A 2,004-nucleotide genomic window follows, 5' to 3' on the forward strand; every position below is an offset into this window, starting at 1 on the left:
CAGCGACACGCGACGGCCCCATCCCCAACCATCAGGGACAAAAGGGGCGAACCGACCAACCGGTCAGCAGCTCACAACCCCTGACGAATCGAGGCTGGAGGGGGCGTGAATCATGTTTGATGTGGTGAACACGCTGAACCTTTTGCGGCTGGTGTCCGTGTGTTGAGGTAGCACAACCTGCTGACTGCCTGACTGGGGAATAGGTGATGATGGCAGGGTGAACAGCGATCGCAACCAGGGTAAGTCTGTAGGCCCGTCCCCCCCTCCTGGGGGGGACGGGTTGGTGGAGGCGTTGTATCGGGAGCACGGGAATGCACTGCTGCGGTTCACCGCTGGTTTGTGCGGGGACCGGCAGTGGGCCGAAGACGTGGTGCAGGAGACGCTGCTGCGGGCGTGGAGACACGCCGAACGGCTTCAGGCCATGGAACCGTCCGGGATCCGGCCATGGCTGGTCACGGTCGCCCGCCGCCTGGTAATTGACGCACACCGGGCCCGCTCTGTCCGTCCCCGCGAGACCAACCCGGCAACATTGGAGCTTTTGCCGGGACCCGACGAAATGGCACAAGCTTTGGAGACCATGGTTGTCTCCAAAGCCCTGGATACTCTGACTCCGCAACACCGAGAGGCCCTCGTGGAGACATATCTAAAGGGTCGCACACTAGCCCAGGCAGCCACCGTCCTGGGCATTCCTCCCGGGACCATGAAGTCTCGGGTCTATTACGCGCTGAACGCCATGCGCCTAGCGCTACGGGAACGAGACGAACAGGAGACACCGGGCGATGACCACCACCCCTGACCATCACGAGGTGGCCGCCTACATTCTGGGCCTCTTGGATGCGGCCGACACGCAAGCCTTCGAAGATCACCTAACCGTCTGCTCAGACTGCGCCCTGGAGGTCACGCAACTCGGCGAGACCGCCGAGCGTCTTGCGGTTCTGGCTACTCCCGTCGCTGCCCTCGCCGCCTCCGGAGGTAGCGTCCACGAAAGGGACAGTTTGGCGTATGCCGAACGGTGGGTGCCTGTCGGTGCTGTCACCGGCGGGCGGGAGTTCCTGCAGCGCACCCTTGCCGCAGCGGCAACCGAACGCCGCACCGCTAAACGACGGCGTCTGGTCCTGGTGGGCGCGGCCGCAGCCGCGATCATCGCCGGTCCCGTACTGGCTCTTAGCGCAACCCCTGGCCGAGAAGCTTCTCCCACGGCCCTGACCGGGCAAACGCACACCGTCCGTAACTCAAGCTCCGGTGTCACTGCCACTGCCGCCCTGCAACCCAAAGCTTGGGGTACTGCCATTACTCTGCAAGTATCCGGGGTGAAAGGCGCCCTGACCTGCCGCCTCCTTGCCGTAGGCGCCGACGGCCGCGCCCGCCCAATCGGAGACTGGCGCGTACCTTTTCCCAGCCATAACTCGCATGGCAAACCTAAGCCCATCACCCTCACGGCCGCCACCAACTTGTCTCCCAACCAGCTTGACCACCTCCTAATCCGCACCACCACTGGCCAAACCCTCGCGAGCATCCCAATCTGAATTGGTCTATCAGAGGGTGGCTCCTGCGCGGCGAAGCCGCGATCGAAGCGGTCAAAGCGGACTGGCAGTTGGGGTCGATGTCGTTGGCATCGAATAGTCGATGCCAACTTCACACTCAGGGCCCCGGCAAGGTCGCGTCTTGTCCACTTTGTGGAGTGGGTCAAAGGTCGTTGCTTCCGGTGAAGTTCCAGCTCGCAGGATGCTCACCGGCCTGCGAGCACACGAGACAATTCACCCACTCGCGACTATGCCAGGACCCTGACTTCACACTCGATCGGCCGGGGCGGATACTGTGGTCGCCGCCGGGGCCGGGCAGGGGCGGTCTGTTATAAGAGGTCGTTTTCTCCCGCTGTTTCATCCCGTAATGCGGACTTCACCTCGATTGTAAGCATTCAGAAGGTCGGTCGCGTGTCCGTCTCCTGACGATGTGACAGGTGTGGGGTGGGTGCGGCAGGATCCGTGGTCATGTCGTCGGGGT

At 63.1% G+C, this 2,004-nt stretch carries 2 protein-coding genes; both read left to right on the top strand.

Annotated features, from left to right (window positions below):
• Positions 1 to 283 precede the first annotated feature (283 nt).
• Positions 284 to 796: a sigma-70 family RNA polymerase sigma factor gene (locus ABZT03_RS44030; protein ID WP_356049914.1), complete on the top strand. Its 513-nt coding sequence runs from the start codon at positions 284 to 286 to the stop codon at positions 794 to 796.
• A complete protein-coding gene (locus tag ABZT03_RS44035) occupies positions 780 to 1,526 on the top strand; it encodes a zf-HC2 domain-containing protein (RefSeq protein ID WP_356049916.1) in 747 nt (248 codons plus the stop codon). Before ABZT03_RS44030 ends, ABZT03_RS44035 begins: the two co-directional genes overlap by 17 nt.
• Positions 1,527 to 2,004: the final 478 nt, after the last annotated feature.

It is taken from the genome of Streptomyces sp. NPDC005574 (assembly GCF_040605435.1).
Taxonomy (GTDB): domain Bacteria; phylum Actinomycetota; class Actinomycetes; order Streptomycetales; family Streptomycetaceae; genus Streptomyces.